18 protein-coding genes and 1 pseudogene are annotated in these 22169 nt (G+C 51.5%); 16 read left to right on the forward strand and 3 right to left on the reverse strand.

The genetic code is table 11. The features are described 5' to 3' along the window. Nucleotides 1–95: 95 nt before the first annotated feature. Complete coding sequence (locus tag AT746_RS06675; RefSeq protein WP_231731032.1) at nt 96–1736, reverse strand: electron transfer flavoprotein-ubiquinone oxidoreductase; 1641 nt, start codon at nt 1734–1736, stop codon at nt 96–98. Between the two features lie 213 nt (nt 1737–1949). Between AT746_RS06675 and AT746_RS06680 the strand changes: the two genes are divergently transcribed. The 4 genes from AT746_RS06680 (at nt 1950) to AT746_RS06695 (ending at nt 5122) form a co-directional block, all read left to right on the forward strand. Then, nucleotides 1950–2699, forward strand: a complete 750-nt coding sequence (locus AT746_RS06680) for an electron transfer flavoprotein subunit beta/FixA family protein (RefSeq protein ID WP_062478130.1) — start codon at nt 1950–1952, stop codon at nt 2697–2699. A gap of 1 nt (nt 2700) precedes the next feature. Beyond that, entirely contained in the window at nt 2701–3627 is a 927-nt protein-coding gene (locus tag AT746_RS06685) for an electron transfer flavoprotein subunit alpha/FixB family protein (RefSeq protein ID WP_062478133.1), read from the forward strand. A 303-nt stretch (nt 3628–3930) separates the two neighbouring features. Next, nucleotides 3931–4317 (forward strand): hypothetical protein, encoded by a 387-nt coding sequence (locus AT746_RS06690; protein ID WP_062478136.1) that lies wholly within the window; start codon nt 3931–3933, stop codon nt 4315–4317. A 151-nt stretch (nt 4318–4468) separates the two neighbouring features. Beyond that, nucleotides 4469–5122 (forward strand): hypothetical protein, encoded by a 654-nt coding sequence (locus tag AT746_RS06695; RefSeq protein WP_062478139.1) that lies wholly within the window; start codon nt 4469–4471, stop codon nt 5120–5122. Nucleotides 5123–5290: 168 nt separating this feature from the next. Here AT746_RS06695 and AT746_RS06700 read toward each other — a convergent pair whose 3' ends face one another. Further along, nucleotides 5291–6787 (reverse strand): protein adenylyltransferase SelO, encoded by a 1497-nt coding sequence (locus AT746_RS06700; protein ID WP_062478142.1) that lies wholly within the window; start codon nt 6785–6787, stop codon nt 5291–5293. Between the two features lie 211 nt (nt 6788–6998). Here AT746_RS06700 and AT746_RS06705 point away from each other — a divergent pair, with 211 nt between their 5' ends. The 12 genes and pseudogenes from AT746_RS06705 to AT746_RS19610 all read left to right on the forward strand — a co-directional run bounded on the left by AT746_RS06705 (nt 6999) and on the right by AT746_RS19610 (nt 19943). After that, a complete protein-coding gene (locus tag AT746_RS06705) occupies nt 6999–7655 on the forward strand; it encodes a GntR family transcriptional regulator (RefSeq protein WP_082633177.1) in 657 nt (218 codons plus the stop codon). A gap of 178 nt (nt 7656–7833) precedes the next feature. Then, entirely contained in the window at nt 7834–8709 is an 876-nt protein-coding gene (gene prpB, locus AT746_RS06710; protein ID WP_062478145.1) for a methylisocitrate lyase, read from the forward strand. A 345-nt stretch (nt 8710–9054) separates the two neighbouring features. Further along, nucleotides 9055–10179, forward strand: coding sequence for a bifunctional 2-methylcitrate synthase/citrate synthase (gene prpC, locus AT746_RS06715; protein WP_062478148.1), 1125 nt, complete (start codon nt 9055–9057; stop codon nt 10177–10179). A gap of 336 nt (nt 10180–10515) precedes the next feature. Beyond that, a complete protein-coding gene (gene acnD, locus AT746_RS06720) occupies nt 10516–13104 on the forward strand; it encodes a Fe/S-dependent 2-methylisocitrate dehydratase AcnD (protein ID WP_062478151.1) in 2589 nt (862 codons plus the stop codon). 293 nt (nt 13105–13397) lie between these two features. Further along, nucleotides 13398–14597 (forward strand): 2-methylaconitate cis-trans isomerase PrpF, encoded by a 1200-nt coding sequence (gene prpF / locus AT746_RS06725; RefSeq protein ID WP_062478154.1) that lies wholly within the window; start codon nt 13398–13400, stop codon nt 14595–14597. A 59-nt stretch (nt 14598–14656) separates the two neighbouring features. Further along, nucleotides 14657–15541, forward strand: coding sequence for an alpha/beta hydrolase (locus AT746_RS06730; RefSeq protein ID WP_062478156.1), 885 nt, complete (start codon nt 14657–14659; stop codon nt 15539–15541). 61 nt (nt 15542–15602) lie between these two features. Beyond that, a complete protein-coding gene (locus tag AT746_RS06735; RefSeq protein ID WP_062478159.1) occupies nt 15603–16019 on the forward strand; it encodes a BLUF domain-containing protein in 417 nt (138 codons plus the stop codon). 80 nt (nt 16020–16099) lie between these two features. Further along, nucleotides 16100–16900 (forward strand): substrate-binding periplasmic protein, encoded by an 801-nt coding sequence (locus tag AT746_RS06740; RefSeq protein WP_197414338.1) that lies wholly within the window; start codon nt 16100–16102, stop codon nt 16898–16900. A gap of 274 nt (nt 16901–17174) precedes the next feature. Further along, entirely contained in the window at nt 17175–17381 is a 207-nt protein-coding gene (locus tag AT746_RS06745; RefSeq protein ID WP_062478165.1) for a hypothetical protein, read from the forward strand. Continuing rightward, nucleotides 17382–19145 carry a diguanylate cyclase gene (locus AT746_RS06750; protein ID WP_062478168.1) on the forward strand — a complete coding sequence of 588 codons (1764 nt, stop codon included), beginning with the start codon at nt 17382–17384 and terminating at the stop codon, nt 19143–19145. Nucleotides 19146–19206: 61 nt separating this feature from the next. Further along, nucleotides 19207–19380, forward strand: a pseudogene (locus AT746_RS20275) (hypothetical protein); the annotation flags it as partial. A gap of 23 nt (nt 19381–19403) precedes the next feature. Beyond that, nucleotides 19404–19943, forward strand: a complete 540-nt coding sequence (locus AT746_RS19610) for a hypothetical protein (protein WP_062478171.1) — start codon at nt 19404–19406, stop codon at nt 19941–19943. A 184-nt stretch (nt 19944–20127) separates the two neighbouring features. On the opposite strand, the gene AT746_RS06760 is transcribed toward AT746_RS19610, so the two are convergent. Then, nucleotides 20128–22059, reverse strand: a complete 1932-nt coding sequence (locus tag AT746_RS06760) for a methyl-accepting chemotaxis protein (RefSeq protein WP_062484043.1) — start codon at nt 22057–22059, stop codon at nt 20128–20130. Nucleotides 22060–22169: the final 110 nt, after the last annotated feature.

Raw genomic sequence — 22169 nt, forward strand, 5'->3', positions numbered from 1 at the left:
GGGCTCAGTACCAGATTAACAAAAAGCATGGCAGTGTTCTGTCATTGTGCCTATCAGACCAGTGCCGATAAAACGTCGGCACTGCCCGGCACGGCTTACATATTCGGGTAATTGGGCCCACCAGCCCCTTCGGGTACTACCCAGCGGATATTCTGTGTCGGGTCTTTGATATCACAGGTTTTACAATGCACACAGTTCTGGGCATTGATCTGCAGTTTAGGCCCGTCACCTTCCTCGATGATTTCATACACCCCGGCCGGGCAATACAGCCGGGCTGGCTCATCATATTTGGCCAGGTTAACCTTTATAGGCACGCTTTCATCAATCAGTTGCAGATGGCAGGGCTGGTCTTCCTCGTGATTGGTATTAGACAGGAACACCGATGACAGTTTGTCAAAACTCAACTCACCGTCGGGCTTGGCGTAGCTGAGTTTCTGGCACTGTTCTTTGGGCAGCAGTTGTTCGTGATCGGGGTGCTCGTCTTTAAGGTTGACCGGCAGCTTGCCGCCAAACCAGTTCTGGTCCAGAGTATTAAAGGCGCCGCCCCAGAAGGTGCCGTATTTATGGATGGCCGGACCGAAGTTGCGTGAACGGTACAACTCGTCGTACAGCCAGGAATCTTCAAAGCGGCGGCTGAAGTCAGTCAGCTCTTCTCCTTTTTTATCCTGACCCAGCGCCTCAAACAGGCTCTCAGCGGCCAGCAGACCCGACTTCATCGCAGTATGGTTGCCTTTGATTTTGGCAAAGTTCAGGGTGCCGGCATCACAGCCCAGCAACAACCCGCCCGGGAAGGTCATCTTCGGCAGCGAGTTAAAGCCGCCTTTACTGATGGCTCTGGCCCCATAAGATACCCGTTTACCACCTTTAAGGTATTGTGCGTAAACCGGGTGATGCTTGAGGCGCTGGAATTCATCAAAGGGGCTTAAGTAAGGATTCTTATAATTCAGATCCACAATCAGGCCCACCAGAATCTGATTATTCTCGGCATGATAGAGATAGCCGCCACCGCTGGCTTCACTCAGTGGCCATCCGGCACTGTGCACGACCAGGCCTTCCTGATGTTGCTCAGCAGGTACATCCCAGATTTCCTTAAAGCCGATGGCGTAATGCTGCGGCGACTTGCCTTTATCCAGTTCGAACTTTTCAATCAGCTGCTTGCCCAGGTGGCCACGGCAGCCCTCGGCAAACACTGTGTATTTGGCGCGCAGCTCCATACCCGGCATATAACTGTCTTTGTGCTCGCCTTTGGCATCCACGCCCATATCACCAGTCAGCACACCGGCGACCTTATTATCTTCAACAATCAGCTCAGCGGCAGCAAAACCGGGGAAGATTTCAACGCCCAGCTGTTCGGCCTGCTCCGCCAGCCAGCGACACACATTGCCCATGCTGACAATATAATTGCCTTCATTATGCATGGTTTTGGGCACCATAAAGCCGGGCAGTTTGCTGGCTTTTTGCTCATCTTTAAGCAAATAAATATGATCGTCGCTGACTTTGGTGGTCAATGGTGCACCTTTATCCTCCCAGTCGGGGAAGAGTTCATACAGTGCGCGGGTTTCCAGCACGGCGCCGGAGAGAATATGGGCGCCCACTTCGGAGCCTTTTTCCACCACGCAGATCATCAGCTCCTGCTGTTTTTCCTGCGCCAGTTGGGCCAGGCGACAGGCGGTGGCAAGTCCGGCGGGCCCTGCACCTACAATAACGACGTCAAACTCCATCGATTCTCTTTCCACCTGTCACGCTCCTAAAATTGCTGAAAATAAGGTAAGTTAACCACAGTTAGCAGAATGTTTAAATTGACGTAAATCAAACTGCACGCTGGCATAGGCTAGTGTTGGTTGACGTTTACGTCAACAGTAAGTACATTGAGCGCCATTAAATCAGGCGTTTCCTTAACAGGGACCGAAAGCTCTCAGACCCTACAAAACCTCAAACAAGGCGGCAGAATGAAAATACTAGTGCCAGTAAAACGCGCCATCGACTACAACGTCAAGGTGCGGGTTAAAGCAGATAACTCCGGCGTGGATCTCACCAATGCCAAAATGGCCATCAACCCCTTTTGTGAAATCGCGGTAGAAGAAGCCGTACGCTTAAAAGAGCAGGGCAAAGCCGAAGAAGTGGTGGTGGTGTCAATTGGTGCCAAAGCCTGCCAGGAACAGATCCGCACCGCACTGGCACTGGGCGCCGATCGTGGTATTCATGTGGAAACGGACGAGGTGCTGGAGTCATTACAGGTAGCCAAGGTACTGCAAAAGGTGGTGGAAGAAGAACAGCCACAGCTGATTATTCTGGGTAAACAGTCTATCGATTCTGACAATAACCAGACCGGCCAGATGCTGGCGGCACTATGCAATATGGGCCAGGGTACCTTTGCCTCTAAAGTGGAACTGGATGGTGACAAGGTCAAAGTCACCCGTGAAATTGACGGCGGTCTGCAAACCGTTGGCCTGAGCCTGCCAGCAGTGGTCACCACCGACCTGCGCTTAAACGAACCCCGCTATGCCTCTTTACCCAATATTATGAAAGCCAAGCGTAAGCCGCTGGATGTCAAAGCCCTGGCAGATTTTGGGGTGGAGACTCACAGCAAGGTTAAAACCTTGAAAGTGGAGCCGCCTGCGGCGCGCCAGGGCGGCGTGAAAGTGGCCGATGTGGCTGAGCTGGTGGATAAACTGAAAAACGAAGCGAAGGTGATTTGATATGGCAATTCTGGTTTACGTAGAACATGACAACGAACACCTTAAGCCTGAAAACCTTAAGCTGATTAATGCTGCCAGCCAGATTGGCGATGACTTACACCTGCTGGTGGCCGGCGAAAACTGCCAGGCGATAGCCGAACAGGCTGCAAAAATTGCAGGCGTGAAAAAAGTGATGCTGGCCGACAACGCCGCATACGCCCATCAGCTGGCGGAAAATACCGCCGAGCTGGTAGCCGAAGTGGGTAAGGACTACAGCCATATTCTGGCAGCAGCTACCACCACCGCGAAAAACTTTATGCCCCGCGTCGCGGCGCTGTTAGATGTGTCGCAAATCTCCGACATTATCAAAGTGGAAAGTGCCGATACCTTTGTGCGCCCGATCTATGCCGGTAACGCCATCGCCACCGTGCAGACTGAAGATGCCATCAAGGTAATTACCGTACGTACCAGTGCCTTTGATGCCGCCGGTGAGCAGGATGGTGTAAGCATCGATAACCTGGATACGGTTAAAGAGAATACCCTCAGCGAGTATGTTGGCGCTGAGCTGACCGAATCAGAACGCCCCGAACTCACCGCAGCCTCTGTGGTCATTTCCGGTGGCCGCGGTATGCAAAACGGCGATAACTTTAAACTGCTCGAAGGCATTGCCGACAAACTCGGCGCCGCCATTGGTGCCTCCCGCGCCGCTGTGGACGCCGGTTTTGTACCCAACGATATGCAGGTGGGGCAGACGGGTAAGATAGTTGCACCGGATCTGTATATCGCAGTAGGGATCTCAGGTGCCATTCAGCATCTGGCAGGTATGAAAGACTCCAAGATTATCGTTGCCATCAACAAAGACGAAGAAGCACCTATCTTCCAGGTAGCCGATTACGGTCTGGTAGGCGATTTATTTGAAGTACTGCCGGAGCTTGAAAAAGCGCTGTAACCCAGCCTTTTTACATCTCTTAAAAAACGCCGTATGGGTTATGCCGATGCGGCGTTTTTTATATCCCAATAAGCTCAATATGGCATTCAGCCCAATTCTCTGTTGCGGTGATTATCAGTTGATAAAAAGGGCTTTAATACATCAGGTTTATGGTCGCCCCGTTAACGATGGGGTAAAGTGTTTTTTATGTCGGTGGCCAGCGTCAGGCTTTATACCGACACACAGCTGTTTTGGATAAAAGGCCTGGATCGAGCGTGCTGCCATGCCGGAGTTGTCGCTCACTGTTATAAAGGAGTACATCTAATGGAAAGTGAAAGCTGGTTGGTAGTAGCAGGGTTAGTTGCGGGCATCGTAGCCGTTGTACACTCAGTATTAGGAGAAGTTCTGATTTTCAGACGCATGCGTAAGAACACCCTTGTGCCAACCCAGGGACAACCGGTACTCAGAGAACGCCACGTAAGAATATTATGGGCTACCTGGCACATTGTATCTGTATTCGGCCTGGCCATTGCCGGAGGACTCCTGTTTATGGCGGGGTATCCGGATACTGATGTTCAGAGCATATTTCTAAGCGCCACCGTCATCTCTATGGGCCTCTCCAGCGCGTTGGTTCTTTTCGCCACCAAAGGTATGCATCCGGGATGGATTGGGCTCCTGATCGTGGCTCTATCGGCATCAATGGCATTCTAAATGGTGAGAGGTGCCATCGACAATTGCTTGTTCGGAGAGAAAAAAATTAGGTACAGTAACACCATGTAAGAACAATTGGTTTTGGACTTATACTGAATTTCGTTTAAAACATAGTCAAAAGCCTTATAAAGCATGGGAAAAGGTAAGTCCGATGTTGTGGTCCATACTTTGTCGAAATAAGCCTGCCAAGTGCGAGGAAAACAGGAAAAGTGCCAAATTGGCCTTTCAGGATATGTGGATTGCCGGTACGCTCGGTGTATTTTTCGTCGCTCTAATGAGTAACCTGCCAACACATCTTGGCCAAATAACCTGGCCTGGAAACAGTCAATACACACTGCAAGTACTTTTAAACTATGCATATTTGTTGTGGTTTTTGTTCTATTTTTTTATATCCAACCTCAGCAATTCTATGCTGCGAAAATCAAGAAAAAGAGACTTATTTTTTGATGTTGCCCAGTCTTTTGCCGCATTTTATGCGGCTTTTAAATTAGGGTTTATAGCCTTGAGTTTGGATTTTTCATTCTCGGCCTACTCTCAAGCTAGTTGCTCAATATTTATCATATGCCTGCTTTCTTTGATTGTTTTCGGCTGGGAAAGCAATAAAGATATAAATTTAATAAGAGTGTATGGGGCAGTTATTGCACTTGTTTCATGTTGTGCAGCAAAGAATTTTGCTTCCGGGCAATATGGCGAAGTCTTTTGGTTATACTTCGTGCTTGCGGTATTACTAGTTACTTTGTGGTTGCTCTTATGGCCTTTTATTTGGATACGTATAGATGAAGCTGAAAGTACACCGGGCTTATAACACGTGACTGTGGCCCCGTGTCAATATGGGAAATAATGGGGGCCAGTCTTGCATTGTGCACAAGGTCGCAATGTTTACTTTCAGCTTCTCGTACAAACGACAATTAGGCGCTGGTGACTGCTATCTTTAGGCTTTTTACTACTTTCATGCGATTAATTAACCGACCGCTCAGGTGCCACAAAAGGTCTGATAGCGCTCGGTAAACTCCTCGGGTGCCGGAGTAGCAAAGGGCCGGGTTTGCGCATTCTCCTCAAAGGGCTGCTGCAGGGCGCTGAGCAGGTCGTTAAACAGGCTGTAGTCATTCTCATCGCTGGCGGCGCTGAGTGCCGCTTCTACCATATGGTTGCGGGCAATCAGAAAAGGATTAATGGTATTCATCTTTGCGGCCCGTTGCGCCGGACTGAATTCAGCACTATCTGGCTGGTCGTTATGCAGACGCTGTTGCCAGTCTTTCAGCCAGCTGTTGAGGCCGTCCTCATCGTCAAAGAGTTTTAGTAAGGGCTCGGTATTGCCCCTTAATACATCACTGAGGTAACGCCAGGCCAGAGTAAAATCCACTTTATTCTGGTGCAGTAGATCCAGCCAGCGTTCAGTCAGCGCCCTATCGTTATTATCCTCGCTGTAAAACAGTCCGAGTTTTTGCCGCTGGCCTTGCAGCAGGTAACGGCGGTACATGTCCGGAAAACGGTTGATGGTTTCTGTCAGCACTTCGACTTTTTGTTCATCTTCTCCATCAAGCAGTGGCAATAAAGTTTCGGCAAAACGGGCCAGATTCCAGTGCATGATCTTAGGCTGGTTGGCATAGGCGTAACGGCTATGTTGATCAATAGAGCTGAATACGGCGCCGGGCTTATACTGCTCCATAAAGGCGCAGGGGCCGTAATCGATGGTTTCACCGGAGAGGGTAATATTATCGGTGTTCATCACGCCGTGAATAAAGCCGTGATTCATCCAGCTCGCTACCAGTTCTGCCTGCCTTTCTATCACTGCCTCCAGCATCGCCAGATAGGGGTTGTGCTGTTGCGCTAAATCCGGGTAGTGGCGATTAAGGGTGTAATCGGCGAGCGTTTTCAGGTTCGCCACATCATTTTGGCCGGCAAAATACTCAAAGGTACCGATACGGATATGGCTGGCCGCTACCCGGGTTAAAATGGCACCGGGCAGTGCCTGCTGGCGATACACCTGTTCATTGGTTGCCACTACCGCCAGGCTGCGGGTGGTGGCAATGCCCAGATGATACAAGGCCTCGCTAAGAAGCACTTCGCGTAGCATGGGGCCAAGAGCCGCCTTACCGTCTCCACCGCGGGAAAAGGGCGTACGGCCAGAGCCCTTTAAGGCCAGATCCCAGCGATTTTCGTCGCTGTCTAACCACTCGCCGAGAACGACAGCGCGGCCATCACCTAACATGGGCGCCAGATGGCCAAACTGATGACCGGTATAGGCCTGCGCAAAAGGTTTGATGGTGCCTGGTAATTGGTTGCCGGCAAAAAGGGAGGGCAGGGTTTTGTCATCAGCAGACTCCAGCTCCAGCCCCAGTTGCTTTGCCAGTGGCCGGTTCAGGTACACCAGCTCGGGCGTAGCAATAGTATCCGGCTGCCATTCGATGCACCCCTCTGGCAGGGCTTCGATATAGGTATATTGCAGTGGCAGCGTGATGTCAGACATTCGATCTCCGTTTATTGGGGGCTATCCATAGCATGGCAAATCCTCGCAGTGCAGCCAAATTAAGTTTCACCATTGCGACAACCGCCTTGTCAGGAATCAGCAAAGAAAAGCTGGTTTTGTCGACAATATAATGGTTTTTATTTGACGAGCCAGTAATATGTGACTATATTGTCGACACTTTTGGCAATCAGGTGATGCACATTTGTTGAGTATGTTCAGCGAAGAACCGGTGACTTCGGCAGATAAAACCTTTTATCGTCTGCGCACTGATATTGTCGAGGGGCAGATCCCTGCTGGCTCAAAGCTCAGTGAAACCGAATTGTCGACAAAGTATCAGGTCAGCCGGGCGGTCGTGCGCGAGGCTATAAATCGTCTTGAGACCTGTAACCTGGTCGAGCGTAAAGCCAATATTGGTGCCCGGGTAGTGGCGCTGACACCTGAAGGCCTGGTGCAGTTGTATCAGGTCAGGGAATCGCTTGAGGGAATGGCGGCGCGGCTGGCGGCAAAAAATATGACTGATGACGAGATAGCCGCGCTGAATGAGCTGCTCAGCAGCCATTTTCAGGAAGTGAAACAGGGGCAGTCTTATTATCAGGAAGCCGGCGATGTGGATTTTCATTACCGCATTATTCTTGGCAGTAAAAATCAGCACCTGATCTCCATGTTACTTAACGGTATTTATCATCTGGTGCGTATGTACCGGGTGCAGCTGGGTATGGCCGGCCCCAGAGTGACCACAGCCTTTGATGAGCACCGGCATATCGTGCAGGCCATATCCCATCGTGATGAAGAGTTGGCAGAAATGCTGATGCGTCGCCATATTTTATATTCGAAAAATAATATTGCCGCCAAACTGGAAGCTAAGTAGCCAAAGGTAGCGGATGCTGTTGTTGTAATTGAGGACACGCGGTAAATCCATCCATGGACGCTTCGCCACAGCATCCATGCTGTGGAGAGTTCACAATTACAACAACAGCACCCGAGTGTGTAAGGTTAATTAAATCGAAAGATCAGATAACACAATTTATGCAAACAGAGGAAAGACTATGAGTGCAGGTAAGAAATTTCGTCAGGCGCTGGCCGACAACCAGCCCCTGCAAATCGTCGGGACCATTAATGCCTACGCAGCCATTATGGCGAAAAAAATCGGTCATCAGGCCATTTACCTGTCTGGTGGCGGGGTGGCTAACGCCTCTTATGGGCTTCCCGATCTGGGCATGACTTCATTAAACGACGTATTGGTGGATGTACAGCGCATTACCGCTGCCTGTGATCTACCCTTACTGGTAGATATCGATACCGGCTGGGGCGGCGCCTTTAATATCGCCAAGACCATCCGCGATATGGAAAAGGCCGGTGCGGCGGCGGTACATATGGAAGATCAGGTGGCGCAAAAGCGATGTGGTCATCGCCCCAACAAAGAAATTGTCTCCACAGCAGAAATGGTGGATCGCATCAAGGCGGCTGTAGATGCCCGTACTGACCCGGACTTTTTTATTATGGCCCGCACCGATGCCTTTGCTCAGGAAGGCTTAGAGGCCGCGATAGCCCGTGCCAGGGCCTATGTTGAGGCCGGTGCTGACGGCATTTTTGCCGAGGCGATTCAGACCGAAGAACATTATCGGGCCTTTGCACAAGCGCTGGATGTGCCGATTCTGGCCAATATTACCGAGTTCGGTAAGACCGAGCTGTGGAACAAGGCGCAACTGGGCGAGTGGGGTGCTGATATGGTGTTGTACCCATTAAGCGCATTCAGAGCCATGAACAAAGCGGCCGAAAATGTGTATCAGACCATTCTGGAGCAGGGCGATCAGAAAGCCGTGGTAGATAGCATGCAGACCCGCATGGAGCTGTATGACTATCTCGATTATCACCAATACGAACAAAAACTCGACCAGCTCTTCGCCAAAGGCAAAGAGTAAGCAAAGGCATTTTTACCACAGAGGCACGGAGAGCACAGAGGTATTGGGGATTTGTCTTTTGGTTGCTCTGCGCCTTTGCGCCTCTGCGTGATCAATCAGGCAAAAGCAAAGGATCTCGCAGAGTCGCAGTGACTCAGAGATTTAATAACAGCTCCCAGGCGCTGTCGGTCGTACTTCAGTCCGACAACTGAGTATTAAAAAAGAGAACTCGGAGATGTAGATGTTATCAGTGGATAAGCCTCTGTGCCCTCTGTGTCTCTGTGGTTAGAAAGGCTTTTAATTGGCTCTGTGGCCGATGGTGAACAAACAGATTTAATAACAGCAAAATTTTCAGGAGAACATCGAATGGCAAAAGTACTAAAAGGGGCCGGATTACGCGGCCAGGTAGCAGGTAAAACGGCCCTTTCAACTGTGGGTAAATCCGGTTCGGGCTTAACCTATCGCGGCTATGATATTAAAGATTTGGCCAAACAGTGCCAGTTCGAGGAAGTGGCTTATCTGATCCTTAAAGGCAAACTGCCGAATCAGCAGGAACTGAATGAATATAAACAGACCCTGCGCAGTCTGCGAGGCCTGCCTGATGCGTTAAAAGAAGTGCTGGAGCGTATTCCTGCTGATGCCCACCCAATGGATGTATTGCGCACCGGCTGCTCCATGCTGGGTAACCTCGAAACAGAAGAAAGTTTTGATCAGCAGCAACAGGCTACCGATCGCATGCTGGCTTGCTTCCCCAGTATTATCTGTTACTGGTATCGCTACTCTCATGACGGCGTGCGTATTGATGTAGAAACCGACGATGACTCTATCGGCGCTCACTTTTTGCATATGCTGCACGGTAAAAAATCCAACAGCCTGCACGAGCAGGTAATGCATGTGTCACTGATCCTCTATGCCGAACATGAGTTTAATGCGTCGACCTTTACCGCCCGGGTTTGTGCGTCGACGTTATCGGATATGCATTCCTGTGTCACCGGTGCCATCGGTTCTCTGCGTGGTCCGTTGCATGGTGGTGCTAACGAGGCCGCCATGGAGATGATCGAAGGCTTTACCTCGCCGGAGCATGCCGAGAAAGAAATGCTGGGCAAACTGGAGCGTAAAGAGAAAATCATGGGCTTTGGCCATGCCATTTATTCCGACTCTGATCCACGCAATGAAGTGATCAAGACCTGGGCCAAAAAGCTTGCCGAAGATGTGGGCGACACTGTGTTATATCCGGTTTCCGAGCGCTGTGAAGAAGTGATGTGGCGTGAGAAGAAACTGTTCTGTAATGCCGACTTCTTCCACGCTTCGGCCTATCACTTTATGGGCATTCCCACCAAGCTGTTTACGCCGATTTTTGTGATGTCACGGCTTACTGGCTGGGCCGCCCATGTGATGGAGCAGCGCGCCGATAACCGCATTATCCGCCCCTCGGCAGATTATAACGGTGAAGCGCCACGCAATGTACCGCCAATGGCAGAGCGGGATTAATAGAAATTAGCCGTGTCATCCTGACGAAAGTCAGGATCTCGTAAAGCCAGTTGTGCGCCGTGTGGAATGTCGGGATAAATCCCGACCTACGGCCCTGTAGGTCGGACTTTAGTCCGACAACAACCTAGTTAAAGGGACAGGGCAGGCAGAGAACACAGAGTTATGTAGGTGATCAACGGATAAATCTCCGTGACCTCAGCGTCTCTGCTGTGAGATTGCGTTTCGCTGAGATTGTAGGGCCCAATTTATTGGGCTACCAGGGAGCAAGTCAGACCTGGTCAGGCGAATATATTCGCCCCTACAGCCCAACAATGACCAGATACTAAAGGGGGAGTAATGAATACCCAATACCGTAAATCCTTGCCGGGCACCAGCCTGGAGTATTTTGATACTCAGGCGGCGGTGGATGAAATCGAAGCCGGTGCCTACGCCAGACTGCCTTACACCTCCAGAGTGCTGGCAGAAAATCTGGTGCGTCGCTGCGAGCCTCAGCAGCTTACCGATGCCCTCAAACAGCTGATTTACCGTAAGCGGGATCTGGACTTCCCCTGGTATCCGGCGCGGGTGGTTTGCCATGATATCCTTGGTCAGACCGCACTGGTAGATCTGGCCGGTCTGCGTGATGCCATCGCCGAACAAGGTGGCGATCCGGCCAAAGTGAACCCGGTAGTACCGACCCAGTTGATTGTGGATCACAGTCTGGCTGTGGAGCATGCCGGTTTCGAGGCCGATGCCTTTGACAAAAACCGTGCTATTGAAGAGCGGCGTAACGAAGATCGTTTCCACTTTATTAACTGGACCAAAACCGCCTTTAAGAATGTGGATGTGATCCCGCCCGGTAACGGCATTATGCACCAGATCAATCTGGAGAAGATGTCGCCTGTGGTGCAGGTTAAAGACAATGTGGCCTTTGTGGATACCTGTGTGGGCACTGACAGCCATACACCTATGGTGGATGCGCTGGGCGTGATTTCTATCGGCGTTGGCGGGCTGGAAGCGGAAAGCGTGATGCTTGGCCGGGCTTCTTATATGCGCCTGCCGGATATTATCGGCGTAGAACTCAGCGGTAAGCTGCAACCCGGTATCACCAGTACCGATATGGTACTGGCACTGACCGACTTTTTACGCAAACAGCGGGTTGTGGGTGCCTATCTGGAGTTTTATGGTGAAGGGGCCGACAGCCTGTCAATTGGCGACCGCGCCACCATTTCCAATATGACACCGGAATACGGCGCCACTGCGGCGATGTTTTACATCGATAAACAAACCACCGATTATCTGACCCTGACCGGCCGTGAAGACAAACAGGTGGAGCTGGTGGAGAAATTTGCCAGGCACACAGGTCTATGGAGCGACAGCCTCAAATCCGCCGAATATGAAAAAGTGCTGAAATTTGATTTATCCTCGGTGCGCCGCACGCTGGCCGGGCCGTCCAATCCCCACGCGCTGCTTCCAGCCTCGGATCTGGTCAAGCGCGGTATTGCCGGTAAATACGAACAGGAAGAGGGTAAAATGCCCGATGGCGCGGTGATTATCGCCGCCATCACCAGCTGTACCAATACCAGTAATCCGCGCAATATGATTTCTGCGGGTTTAATTGCCCGCAATGCCAATAAGCTGGGTTTAACCCGTAAACCCTGGGTAAAAAGCTCCACTGCACCGGGTTCAAAAACCGTGAAAACCTACCTTGAAGAAGCCGGCCTGTTGTCGGAGCTTGAGAAGCTGGGTTTTGGCGTGGTGGGCTATGCCTGTACCACCTGTAACGGCATGAGTGGGGCTCTGGATCCTGAAATCCAGAAGGAAATCGTCGAACGCGATCTGTATTCGGTGGCGGTGCTCTCCGGTAATCGTAATTTTGATGGCCGGATTCACCCTTATGCCAAAAATGCCTTTCTGGCCTCACCACCGCTGGTGGTGGCCTATGCCATTGCCGGCAGCATTCGCTTTGATATCGAAAAAGATCCCCTGGGTTATGATGCACAGGGTAACCCAGTGACCTTAAAGGATATCTGGCCCGATGATGAAGAGATTAGCGCCATCGTCAAACAGGCGGTGAAGCCTGAGCAGTACCGCGAGGTCTACGACCCCATGTTTGAATTAAGCGTGGATTACGGTGAAGACACCAACCCCCTGTACGACTGGCGTGAAAAAAGTACCTATATTCGCCGTCCTCCCTACTGGGAAGGTGCCTTTGTCGGTAAGCCCGATATGCAGGGTATGCGTGCACTGGCGGTACTGGGAGATAATATCACCACAGATCATTTATCGCCTTCTAATGCCATTATGCTGGACAGCGCCGCTGGCGAATATCTGGCGGAAATGGGGCTGCCGGAGGAAGATTTTAATTCTTACGCCACTCACCGCGGCGACCATCTGACCGCACAGAGGGCGACCCTGGCCAATCCCAAGCTGTTTAACGAAATGGTTCGGGATGAAAAAGGTGAGGTCATTCAGGGCTCGCTGACCCGGCTTGAGCCAGAAGGTAAGGTGATGCGCATGTGGGATGCTATCGAAGCCTATATGCAGCGTAAGCAGCCGCTGATTATTATAGCCGGTGCCGATTATGGTCAGGGCTCATCCCGTGACTGGGCCGCCAAAGGGGTGCGTCTGGCCGGGGTGGAAGTGATTGTGGCTGAAGGTTTCGAGCGCATTCACCGCACCAATCTGATTGGTATGGGCGTGTTACCGCTGGAATTCACGGACGGTCAGAACCGCAACAGCCTGAACATCGATGGCAGTGAAACCTTCGATGTTAAAGGTGAGCCGTCCCCCGGTGCCATGCTGACCCTGGTGATCCATCGTAAAGATGGAAGCACCGAGGAGGTGCAGGTGAAATGCCGCCTTGATACCGCCGAAGAGCTGTCTATTTATGAAGCCGGTGGTGTGTTGCAGCGCTTTGCCAAGGATTTTCTGCAGAGCAACTAAAAAGGATTTCACCACAGAGATCACAGAGAAGAACGTCATCCTGACGAAAGTCAGGATCTTTTTCCAACGGCGGGATTACTGCAGGTATGCCTTCAATCATCTGATAAGGGGCGCTGGGTTCCCGCCTTCGCGGGAAAGACGGATTGCCAATGGGGTCATGCCCGAATGTTGTAGTCGGGCATCCAGCGCCTTTGATTATGTGGGTCGTGGTTTTAGCCAGAAAACCGCTTGGCAGATGTGTAAACCCTCTATGCTCTCCGTGCCTCAGTGGTGAATCTGAACAGGAATAAAGTATGAAGTTTAAACCGCAATTAAAAATCCCCGCCACTTATATGCGTGGTGGCACCTCCAAAGGGGTGTTTTTCTGCCTTAAGGATCTGCCCGAAGCAGCCCAGAAGCCAGGGCCGGAGCGAGATGCATTGCTGCTGCGTGTGATTGGCAGCCCGGACCCATACGCCAAGCATACCGACGGTATGGGCGGGGCTACCTCCAGTACCAGCAAAACGGTGATTTTGTCTAAGAGCACAAAGGTGGATCACGATGTGGATTACCTTTTTGGCCAGGTGGCCATCGACAAGCCCTTTATCGACTGGAGCGGCAATTGTGGCAATCTCACCGCCGCTGTGGGTGCCTTTGCCATCAGTAATGAGCTGGTGGACAGAAATCGTATTCCCGAAAATGGCACTGCCGTGGTACGCATCTGGCAGGCCAATATCGAAAAAACCATTATCGCCCATATCCCAATAACAGAGGGTCAGGTGCAGGAAACCGGCGATTTTGAGCTTGATGGCGTGACCTTTCCTGCCGCCGAAGTGAAAGTGGAATTTATGCACCCGGCCGATGGCGAAGGTGCGGTGTTCCCCACAGGCAATCTTGTGGATGAATTAGAAGTGCCGGAGCATCTGGTGCCAGGCGGTAAACTTAAGGCCACCCTGATCAATGCCGGTATTCCCACCATTTTTGTAAATGCCCTGGATATTGGCTATACCGGCACCGAATTACAGGACGCGATTAATGGAGACCAGCAAGCGCTGGAGCGCTTTGAAGCATTACGTGCTTATGGTGCCCTGAAAATGGGGTTGATCAGCGAACTAAGCCAGGCCGCTGCACGCCAGCATACGCCGAAAATAGCCTTTGTCGCCCCCCCGGCCGGTTATATCGCCTCAAGTGGTAAAGCGGTTAACGCTGAAGATATTGATGTGCTGGTGCGGGCGTTGTCTATGGGCAAATTGCACCATGCCATGATGGGCACCGCTGCTGTGGCCATTGCCGTGGCCGCAGCCATGCACGGCACCCTGGTTAATCAGGCCGCAGGTGGGGTGGAGCGTGAGTCGGTGACTTTTGGACACCCCTCCGGTACCTTGCAGGTGGGTGCCAAAGCGGTACTGGAAAAAGGCCAATGGCAGGTAGAAAAAGCTATCATGAGCCGCAGCGCCAGAGTCTTAATGGAAGGCTGGGTCAGGGTACCTGCTGCCGATGAGGAAACTGAATAAGGATTGCACAAGGGCGAAAAATCCCCTAGTGTCATCACAAAATCATCAGGGGTGACATCATGGTGCTTGCGGGCCGTTTACGGGTTTATCTGATAGCGCTATGGATTGTCGGCTCTGGCAGCAATATTGTGAATGCTGCAGGTCCGGTTGCAGAGACAAGTACTGCGACGATCGTTGAGAATGTCAGTTACCAGAACATAACCGCCTTGCCCTGGAGAGAGGCGGATCACAGGTTTAACTATGGTCCGCAATCATTGCAATTCGGTGGACTATGGCTGCCTGAAAGTGCCAGCGCTGATAATCCCGCACCTCTGGTTATTTTTGTGCACGGTGGCTGCTGGTTAAGTGCATATGATATCCGCCATAGTTACCCCTTAAGTACCGCCCTGGCCGATAGCGGTTTTGCTGTGTGGTCTATAGAATACCGGCGTAGCGGCGATCCCGGCGGCGGCTGGCCGGGCAGTCTGGAAGATGTAATAGCAGGCATCAGTCATATCAGACAACTGCAAGATTTCTCCGTAGATCTTGAGCGTGTGGTTCTGACCGGTCACTCGGCGGGTGGTCATCTGGCATTGCTGGCAGCGCAGCACAATGATTTACCATCCCTGGATGCGGTCGTTGGTCTTGCCGCGATTACCGATATTTCTGAATACGCGCTGGGTGATAACGGCTGTCAAAAGGCCGCCGCCGGATTTATGGGGGGCTCGTCATTACAGGCACCAGCGGCCTATGAGCAGGCACAGATCAGTGTGGATAAACTCCCCTCCACAGTGTCTCTTCTTCATGGTGAGCAGGACAGTATTGTGCCCCTGACACAGAGTGACGGCTTTGAACATCACAGATTACCCCGCGCCGGACATTTTGACTGGCTGCATCCCCAGACACCGGCATACAGACTGTTGATTAACAGGCTGGAGCACTATTTACCGGAACACACACCATGATCCTGGTGGCAACCAATTCGGTAATCTATCTGGTTCAATCTGCAAATAAGGTGATACTGCTGTGACTCAACAACGCCTTTATCAGCTTATCTATATCAGTGATGCTACTGGCCCTGTGACTCAGACCATACTGGATGATATTGCCATTCAGGCCAAAATCTATAACGCCGGGGTACAGATAACCGGCAGATTGCTGGCCACCGATAAACACTTTATTCAGGTGCTCGAGGGCGGGAAGGGTGAGGTAGAGGCACTGATGGGAAAAATCAGCGAGGATAAACGTCATCATAATCTGCGTATTCTGAGTCGCGGCCCAGTCGTCGGGAGGGAGTTCAGCCAATGGTCTATGGGCGTAAAAGGTTATCTGGATGAGCAGGAACAGCAGGATATGATTCAGATACTGAATATGTATGGTGCCAACCATAGTTACTCAGAGGAGCAGGTTGAGGCGCTGTATTTTCTGATTCAAAAAGCCTGAGTCGCTGCTATTACCCAGGAAGCCTTGCTAAACCTGAGTTCCGATAATAAGCTGATAGCTATTGCCTTGCAGGAGTACTGTTGTTGAGACTGAGCCTGTTTATTCTGTTGGCCATCGCACCCTGGTGCCTTGCTCAGTCAAATTCAGCACCGGCTGATGTGCCAGCCAGCGTCGAACTCTGTGTAGATGATTTTCCTCCCCGTCAGATCCTTAATAAGGATGGCAGTTGGTCAGGCCACAGTATTGATGTGATCCGAGCCATAATGGCCCATCTGGACATCCCTCTCACCATTACTGCCGATACCCCGTTCCCCCGTTGTTTACTGAAAATGCAACAGGGTGAAACCGATCTGATGGTAGGCCTGAGAAAGAATCCGGAACGTGAGGCATATATGCAGATGATGCCTTACTCAGTGGCTGCTACCAGCCTGTTTTTCTCAAAAAGTGATTTTCCCGGGCAGATAAATAAACTGACGGATCTTCAGGACAGGGTAATTGGCGCAGTAAGAGGTTTTACCTATTCTCAGGGTTTTGAATTGTTTCGCCATCGACTGCAACTGGTGGAAGTGCATTCGTTGGACGCCGGCTTCGGCATGCTGCAAAAAGGGCGTATCGAATTGATGCTGGCTACCGACTACCTGGGACAGATCATCATCAATAAACCGGAATTTAGCGGGCAGTTCAAGGCCCAGCCTCTGGCACTGACCACCGAAGCGCCGGTGTATATCGGTTTGTCAAAACAAAGTCCGGCCTTTATCTGGGCTGAACGAATTCAGGCTGCTGTTGATACACTGCGCGAACAGGGGCATTTTGAGGCTATTCTTAAACGCAGTAAAGCAGCACTAAAAGACCAGCGGCAGGAGCAGGAAATTGATGACTAAAGTGCCGCTGCGAGAGCAAACAAAGAAAAGCCGGGGATCTTGCTGAGACGCAGAGATCGCAGAGGGTTATTCCCGCAAGGTGTTAGCGGGCATGCCCAGCACCTTTGATCGCAGGGTGCTAATATTGGCACTTTGGTAATTCAATGGTTGCTGGGAATCCAGCGCCTTTGATTCGCTGTTGCCGCAGCTAACGTCATTTCTGCAGTTGTCGAGGATAAAAGTCATGCTAAGATAGCGACGAATTCTTTATAAAAACCAATAACAAAGGTAAAGCATGACAACACTGGCTCAATTTATTCAGGAACTTGCCACCGACGCTACACTGCATCAGGCTTATGCCGATGATGCAGTGCAAACCATGCAAAATTATGGCCTTAGTGCCAGTGAAATCGACGCGGTAACCAGCGGCGATAAAGATGCGATTGAGCAATTAACAGGTAAAACCGTTAAACCTGTTACGTTTTTCCATCCAGTGAAATAAATGGCTCCGGGCCAGAAGCCAGAACCCGCCGGGTATCAGTGCCTGGCTGCATTGTTATTACTGGCCCTGTTGCTACTACCTTTTTCGTCAGTCTTTGCTGAGCCAATTGCTGGCGAACAAATTCAACAGCAACTGGATCTGGCAGAAAGCCAGCGTACCAGCGCCCCGGATAATGCCAGAGCCATTCTCAAGCAACTACAGCAGTCTTCTGATTCTTTTAGTCCGGCCCAACAGCACCAGTTTATCTATATTCAGGCTTATCTGCTTGCTATTCAGGGCAAGTTATCTGAAGCCATATCTCTGCTGGAACCGCTGCGGCAAAGCCCATTTACTGCCAGTCGTATTAAAGGGCATCTGTTGCTGGCGAATATGTATGAAGCTCGTAAGGATTATACAACTGCCTATGAATCCCTGTATCAGGCCCTTAAAGATATAGCGAAGGTAGCGGACCAGGAACTTCATGCTGCTGTCTATACCGTAGCCGCCCAGCTCCATATTAGCGCCGGGGTATATAAACAGGCAAAAGACTTTGCGCTGAATATTGCTCAGGCCTCAGCCTCTCCCAGAAGCCAGTGTATCAGTCAGATATTAGTGCTCTCAGCAGAAATTAAACTGCATAAGCAATATGCCCGGAGCGAGGCCCGGGAGGCTGAACAGCGCTGTTTAGACGCCGGTGAGCCACTGATGCAATATACAACCACGGTATACACTGCCGAAGTGGATATTGTCGATAATCCCGCCCTGGTAAAAGCCAATATGCTGGAAATACTGCCGGCGCTTGAGGCTATTGGCTTTCCCTTTACCCTGGCCAGTGCCCGTTATTATCTGGCCCAGGCCCATTTTAAGCTGGGTGAAATCAGCGAGGCCATGGCACTGGCGCAGCAGGTGCACCAGCAGGCCAGTCAGATTGGCGACAGCCGCCTCGAAAACCAGAGCCTGTTACTGCTGGCCGAAATTCGTGAGCAAAACGGCCAGTCCGGGCGGGCCATGGATAACTATAAGGCCCATATCCGTGCCCTGAACCGGTTTATGGATGAATTTAAGCAGCGTAGTATCGCTTTTTATCTGGCCCAGGCCGATTATATTGACAGCCAGAACCGCCTGGCGCTGCTTACCAGTGAAAACAAATTGCTCCAACTTCAGGCCAGCGCCGAGCAGCAACAACGTCTTTACGCCACCTTAGGTGGCAGTGCGGTGATAGGCGGTTTGCTGCTGGCCCTGTATGGCCTGAATCGTAAACGGGCCCAATTAACGACGCTGGCCACCACAGATTTTCTGACCCGCCTGTATAACCGCCGCCACTTTACCCAACTGGTGAACCGGCGCCTGGGCGATCGTCGCGGCAGTCAGGTGCACAGCCTGCTGCTGTTTGATCTGGACTTGTTTAAAAGCATCAATGATCAGTACGGCCATGATGTGGGCGATAAGGTGCTCAGCCATATCGCCGCGTTATGTCGCAGTAATATCCGTGAGCAGGATTTCTTAGCGCGTATGGGCGGCGAAGAGTTTGCCCTGTTTTTGCCCGGCTGTGACGCTAAGCATGCCTTTGACAGAGCAGAACAGTGCCGGGCGGCCATCGCCGATAACCCGCTTGAGGTGGGGGAGCAGAAGATTAATATCACCGCCAGTTTTGGCATCAGCACCGCCACTGCGCCCACGGAATTTGAAACCCTGTTTAAGCAGGCCGATGAGGCCCTGTATTGTTGTAAGGACAAGGGCCGCAACTGCTGTGTTGTTTATCAGTCTGAGCTTAGTGGTGACTAAGAATAAGGGCTCCCTGATCTGTATTGGCCTGGGTATAACCCTGGGCAGCCAGCTTAGTGAGCTGACGAAAAACCAGTTGCAGCAGGCGGATGTGGTGTTTTTTCATGCCAACAGCCATTATCTGACCGATTTTCTGGCCCGTTTAAACCCTAATCTGGTGGATATGCAGCCCTTTTACGCACAGGGTGAAACCCGGCTCGACAGCTACAAGGCCATGGTGGCAGCGGTGGTGGAACAGGTACAGCAGGGCAGGCAGGTATGCTGGGCCTGCTACGGCCATCCGGGCATTGCCAGTTGGCCCCTCATCAGGCCATTCGCCAGTTGCGCGAACTGGGTTACCGCGCCGAAATGCAGCCTGGCATCAGTGCCGATGCCTGCCTGTGGGCTGATCTGGGTGAAGACCCTATGGACAGCGGCTGTGTGCAGATGGAAGCCAGCCAGTTTCTGTTTTATCAGCAACAGATTGATACCAGTGCCTATCTGGTGCTGTGGCAGATCAGCATCGCCGGTGATCATACCCTGAAAAGGCTCGATAGTGACCGCGACGCGCTCGCGCTGCTGGTGCAAAAGCTCGGGCAGTGGTACTCGCCGGAGCATCAGGTGATTCTCTATGAAGCCGCCGACCTGCCCATCTGGCAGCCGCGCTTAGAGCGCGTGCCTATAGCAGAACTGGTGAATGCGACCCTTAACCAGATCACCACCCTGGTGATCCCCCCTCAATCCAGTAAACAGCCCGATACGACGATGCTGGATAAACTTGGCGTGCCTGCAGAGCATCCGCTGCGTCAATTACAGTAACGTCATGCGGGCATGTCCAGTGTGTTTATGTTTAATGTTTAAGGCACTGGATTCCCGCCTGCGCGGGAATGACGGGGGTGTCATGCCCGAAAGCGGTTATCGGGCATCCAGTGCCTTTGTGTTTATGGTGTAAAAGGTCGCTGGATTGCCGCTAAAAGCATGGTGAATAACGGGTGTGTCAGACTCAGGTTTTAAACTGATTTACCAGTTTGCGCAATTCACTGGCCCGTTGCTGCAATGTCTCAATGGCCCGCAATTGCTGCTCGGCATTGTCGTGAATGGTGCCGGCGCTGTCAGAAATTAAATGGGCCGACTGGTTAATATGTTCCACCACGGCACCCTGTTCTTCGGTGGCAGCGGCTACCTGATGATTGCCGGCATTGATTTCTTCAAAACGTTGCTGGATTTCTTTTAAAGACTGTGCCGATTGGCGCGTGCTCTCGGTTACCTTTTTACTGCTGGCATTGCCTTCCTGCACTGCGGTCAGAGATTCTGCAGAGGTTTTCTGCAACCGGGTGATTTGATCGCCAATCTCTTTGGTCGAATCCTGGGTGCGCTTTGCCAGGTTGCGCACTTCATCGGCCACCACCGCAAATCCACGGCCCTGTTCTCCGGCCCTGGCGGCTTCAATGGCGGCATTTAACGCCAGCAAATTGGTTTGCTCAGAGATGGCATTGATCACTTCCACCACCGAATTGATCGCCGATGCCTGTTCGGCAAAGTCGTTAATGGTCTGGCTGACCATTTCCATTACCTGATTCAGCTCCTGCATGGTTTCAGAGGTAAGCTGCATATTGTTGTTGGTGTCGATGGTTTTTTTGACCGCCGAATCGGTATCGTTGGCGGTACGGCTGGCCACATCCGAGACTTCGTTAATGGTCTGTCCCATTTCGGTAATCGCGGTGGCCACCTGATCGGTTTGTGAGCGCTGTGATTCAGTAGCCTTAAAGGTGTTTTCGGCCAGGCCCGCCAGTTGTTCAATGCCCTGTACCATCGCCTGTTCCGTTTGCTGAATGGCGGCCACTAATTCGCGCACTTTGCCGATAATGGCATTGAAGCCCTGTGCCAGGTGGCCCAGTTCATTGTCAGTGGAATCATCCAGCCGTTTGGTAAGGTCGCCGCCATGGCCGGACATTTCCAGTAACTGATCGCCGACGCCGCGAATCTGCCGACTCAGCCAGTTGGCAAACACAACCGTAAGAAAAATAAACACCAGTGCCAGCGCTAAACTGGCCAACACGGAAAGCAGGATCACCTTATTAATATCGCCACTGACTTCCCCCGTGGGCAAGGCTGCAACCACTTTCAGGCCAGAATCTCTGACCTGCTGTAAGGCCAGATACATCTGTAGCCCTGCGATTTGTGCTTCAGACAGGGAGAACTCGCTGCTTTGATCGCTGCGCGCAGCAACGGCCTGATAGCCTTTGATATTGCGGATGTTTTCGCCCACTTTTGAGCTATCCGTATGGGCAATAATTCTGTCACTACCGTCAATCAGAAACACAAAACCGTTCTCTCCCAGACTGCGACGGGAAACGATATTGGAGACTTCTGTCACATCATAACCGAGGCCGGCCACACCCACGCGCTGGCCATCCACAATAACCGGCACATTGACAAACATGGTCAGTACGCCGCTACGTTCATCTGAATCGATCGCCAGCTCCAGCTCTTTATCGCTGGCCAGAAACTCAAAAAACCACTTGTCACGGGGCTCGCTGGCAGCAACAGATTTAAACAGTCCCTGTTCGGTATAGTAGTTCTGGCTGCGCGCTGACACCCAGAATATGGTTGCTGCGCCGGTATTCTGTTTGGTGTTTTTCAGGTATGCCAGAACCCTGCTATGCAATGAGGATTGTTGTTCATCTTCTGCCATCCAGTCATGCAGCAGGCTATTCTGAGCAAGACTTTTTGAGAGGGTAATGGGTGTCATGATCTCACCACGAATCTCTGCACTCAGGCGGCCGACTGCATCAGGTAGATACTCCTGCTCGGTCTTGCCGTAGTAGAGTGAGGAAAACTGGCTGATATTGATAACGGTCGCTACCAATGTGGTGACCAGTAAAGCAATAAACACAAAGGCAATAAAAATAGACTTCAGGCTGTATTTGTTCATCTTTACTCCAAAAGCCATTTTGAATATTGGTGGCTTAACAACGACAATGCCTTTAGCTGGAATATATTAACCCACTGGCATATAAGTGTTTTTGAGAGTTTAGCTGGTAT

The organism is Lacimicrobium alkaliphilum (genome assembly GCF_001466725.1).
GTDB lineage: Bacteria > Pseudomonadota > Gammaproteobacteria > Enterobacterales > Alteromonadaceae > Lacimicrobium > Lacimicrobium alkaliphilum_B.

Bases quoted from the DNA above. Each gene is read 5' to 3' on its own strand.
- prpC (WP_062478148.1), top strand. From the start codon at position 9,055: ATGGCAAAAGTACTAAAAGGGGCCGGATTACGCGGCCAGGTAGCAGGT.
- prpB (WP_062478145.1), top strand. From the start codon at position 7,834: ATGAGTGCAGGTAAGAAATTTCGTCAGGCGCTGGCCGACAACCAGCCC.
- AT746_RS06760 (WP_062484043.1), bottom strand. From the start codon at position 22,059: ATGAACAAATACAGCCTGAAGTCTATTTTTATTGCCTTTGTGTTTATT.
- AT746_RS06685 (WP_062478133.1), top strand. From the start codon at position 2,701: ATGGCAATTCTGGTTTACGTAGAACATGACAACGAACACCTTAAGCCT.
- AT746_RS06690 (WP_062478136.1), top strand. From the start codon at position 3,931: ATGGAAAGTGAAAGCTGGTTGGTAGTAGCAGGGTTAGTTGCGGGCATC.
- AT746_RS06695 (WP_062478139.1), top strand. From the start codon at position 4,469: ATGTTGTGGTCCATACTTTGTCGAAATAAGCCTGCCAAGTGCGAGGAA.
- acnD (WP_062478151.1), top strand. From the start codon at position 10,516: ATGAATACCCAATACCGTAAATCCTTGCCGGGCACCAGCCTGGAGTAT.
- AT746_RS06680 (WP_062478130.1), top strand. From the start codon at position 1,950: ATGAAAATACTAGTGCCAGTAAAACGCGCCATCGACTACAACGTCAAG.
- AT746_RS06705 (WP_082633177.1), top strand. From the start codon at position 6,999: ATGTTCAGCGAAGAACCGGTGACTTCGGCAGATAAAACCTTTTATCGT.
- AT746_RS19610 (WP_062478171.1), top strand. From the start codon at position 19,404: ATGCTGGGCCTGCTACGGCCATCCGGGCATTGCCAGTTGGCCCCTCAT.
- AT746_RS06730 (WP_062478156.1), top strand. From the start codon at position 14,657: ATGGTGCTTGCGGGCCGTTTACGGGTTTATCTGATAGCGCTATGGATT.
- AT746_RS06750 (WP_062478168.1), top strand. From the start codon at position 17,382: ATGGCTCCGGGCCAGAAGCCAGAACCCGCCGGGTATCAGTGCCTGGCT.
- prpF (WP_062478154.1), top strand. From the start codon at position 13,398: ATGAAGTTTAAACCGCAATTAAAAATCCCCGCCACTTATATGCGTGGT.
- AT746_RS06745 (WP_062478165.1), top strand. From the start codon at position 17,175: ATGACAACACTGGCTCAATTTATTCAGGAACTTGCCACCGACGCTACA.
- AT746_RS06700 (WP_062478142.1), bottom strand. From the start codon at position 6,787: ATGTCTGACATCACGCTGCCACTGCAATATACCTATATCGAAGCCCTG.